This is a genomic window from Mesorhizobium sp. M7D.F.Ca.US.004.03.1.1 (assembly GCF_003998635.1).
GTDB classification, from domain to species: Bacteria; Pseudomonadota; Alphaproteobacteria; order Rhizobiales; family Rhizobiaceae; genus Mesorhizobium; species Mesorhizobium loti.
The window spans coordinates 1-2,225 of record NZ_RZQG01000938.1 but is presented as its reverse complement, the minus strand read 5'-3'; the positions used below and the strand labels follow the sequence as shown (position 1 = coordinate 2,225).

Genomic DNA, 2,225 nt, shown 5'->3' with positions numbered 1-2,225 from the left:
TGCGTGTGGTTTCCCGCTCGGACGTCGGCCCCCGCTCCAGCCGCGCCAGGCCATCCGCGACGAGGTTGGCCATCTCTTCGCCGATGCGCTGGGAAAGCCGCGCCACGGTCGGGCAGTCAAACATGCAATCGACCGGCAATGTGACCTCGAATATGGCATGCAGCCGGACGAGAACCTGCATCGCGGTCAGCGAATGACCGCCAAGGTCGAAGAAGTCGTCATCGATGCCGGGCGGCTCGGTTCCCAGAACCTCGGCAAAGACCGCCGCTACCCGGCGCTCGATCGCGGTTCGCGCAACCACCTTGCCGGTCTGCGGCGAAACAGGTTGACCGTCCTGTTCTTGCAGGTTCAGCGCCAGAGCCAGATGCCTGCGATTGATCTTTCCGCTGGCATTGATCGGAATCTCATCGACCAGCACGATCCGCTGGGGCACTTTGGAGCGCGCCAGCCGCTCGGCGACAAAGCCGCGGATCTGCTGCGCCGACGGCGCTTTCCCCGGCTTGGGGACGACCGCTGCGGCAACGGTCTCGCCAAGCACTGGATGGGGGATGCCGAAGACGACCGCTTTTTCGATGTCGGGATGGTCGAGCAGGACTTGCTCCACCAGCGCCGGCGCAATCTTTTCACCGCCGCGATTGATGGTGTCCGTCAGGCGGCCGGAAACGAACAGATAGCCGTCAGCGTCGAGATGTCCTCTGTCTCCTGTCCGCAGCCAGCCATCGACGAAAGCGGCCTCATTGGCAGCAGGGTCGCCATCGTAGCCAGGCATGACATTGGCGCCACGAATGACAATTTCGCCGCTCTGGCCCGGCATCAGGAGACGCCCGGCTTGATCCATGATGGCGATCTGCGGACCTGCGGACCTGCCGACGGAGCCGCGCTTGCGTTCGAACGGCGGCAGGCCGTTGCTGGCAATTTGCGGCGCCGCCTCGGTCATCCCGTAGGCCTCGACGAACGGCACGCCGAACACGCCTTCGATATCCGCGATCCATTGGGGTGGCATTGGCGCAGACGCCGAACGAATGAAGCGCAGCCCGGCCCGGCGCGGGTCTCCCGAGTAAAGACGTATCTGGTCGAGGATTGTGCGATGAATGGTCGGCGAGGCCGAATACCAGGTCGGTCTGAATTCTTCGAGGCCGCTGAAAAAGCAGTCGGCGGAAAAGCCCGCCAGGCTGACGTAGCAACTGCCTGAAACCAGCGACGCCAAAAGGCTACTGATGCCGTGGATATGGAACAGCGGCATCACGCCCAGGCAGCGGTCGGTGTGCCGCAGATCCAGTGCCACGCAGATGTCCTGCGCCGAAACGCAGAGGTTTCGATGGGTGAGCGGAACCAGCTTGGGCTGCGCCGACGTGCCCGATGTGAACAGCAGCAGCGCGGTATCGTCCGGCGTTGCCGCATTCTGTTGTGAGGCCTTGCGCTGATCATCCCGAAGTGTCTCGCCGACACCGGTCAGCGAAAAGCGCCCTGCCGCCGCACCCGGCTCGGCAAGCAATTGCAGGACGCGGATATTGAGCGAGGCCGCCACGGCAAGCAGCGGCGATTGCCAGCCATGCGGCACGATCAGCGCCGTGGCGCGCAGCGCGGCCAGCTGCGATTCAAGTTCGCGCATCGGCCATGCGGGGTTCAAGGGAGCGCATGCCGCGTTGGCTGCGACGGCCACGATCGCTACCGCGGCTTCCGCACCCTCGGGCAACAGCAACGCGACACGGTCGGATAGGCCGATGCCCTCCAGCGCCAGTATTTCGCCGACATAGTGGATCTGGGCAGCCAACCCTGCAAAGGTAAGCGCAGGCTGTGCCGCGGCCAGAAGGGCCACCGTCTGCGAATTGTATCCGGCATGCCGGTTCACATGGTCACGTATTGTGCCCATCAGATCCCGATCCGGGATCGACGTCGATCAGAAATACCCACCGTTCAACCCAAATAGCCTGTGCCCGGTTCCCTGAGTGCTTGCTGGCGGCGCGGCTGTCAACGCGCGGAGAGCTCAAAACATGAAAACAGGGTTCCGTCGCTGCTGCCGAAGCGACCCTCAAAACAGCGGCTGTCGATCGCCGCCAGGTGCTTTGATGGAACGATCCGGGCCTCGGCGGCGTGGTTCTCCACGTCCAGTTCGACACGAACATCGTGAAACGCCAGAAAACGACCGGTAAGCGGGAAATACATTTTGTAGAACGCTTCCTTGATCACGAACAGAAGCTTTGGCAGGTCGCAGCCCAGGCCCC

General features: G+C 63.3%; 1 protein-coding gene and 1 pseudogene. Both read right to left on the bottom strand.

Going from position 1 to position 2,225, the window contains the following annotated elements; all coding sequences use genetic code 11:
- A partial coding sequence (locus EN935_RS32190; RefSeq protein WP_127374031.1) for a non-ribosomal peptide synthetase occupies positions 1–1,873 on the bottom strand: 1,873 nt, incomplete at its 3' end.
- A gap of 98 nt (positions 1,874–1,971) precedes the next feature.
- Positions 1,972–2,225, bottom strand: a pseudogene (locus EN935_RS41030) (hypothetical protein); the annotation flags it as partial.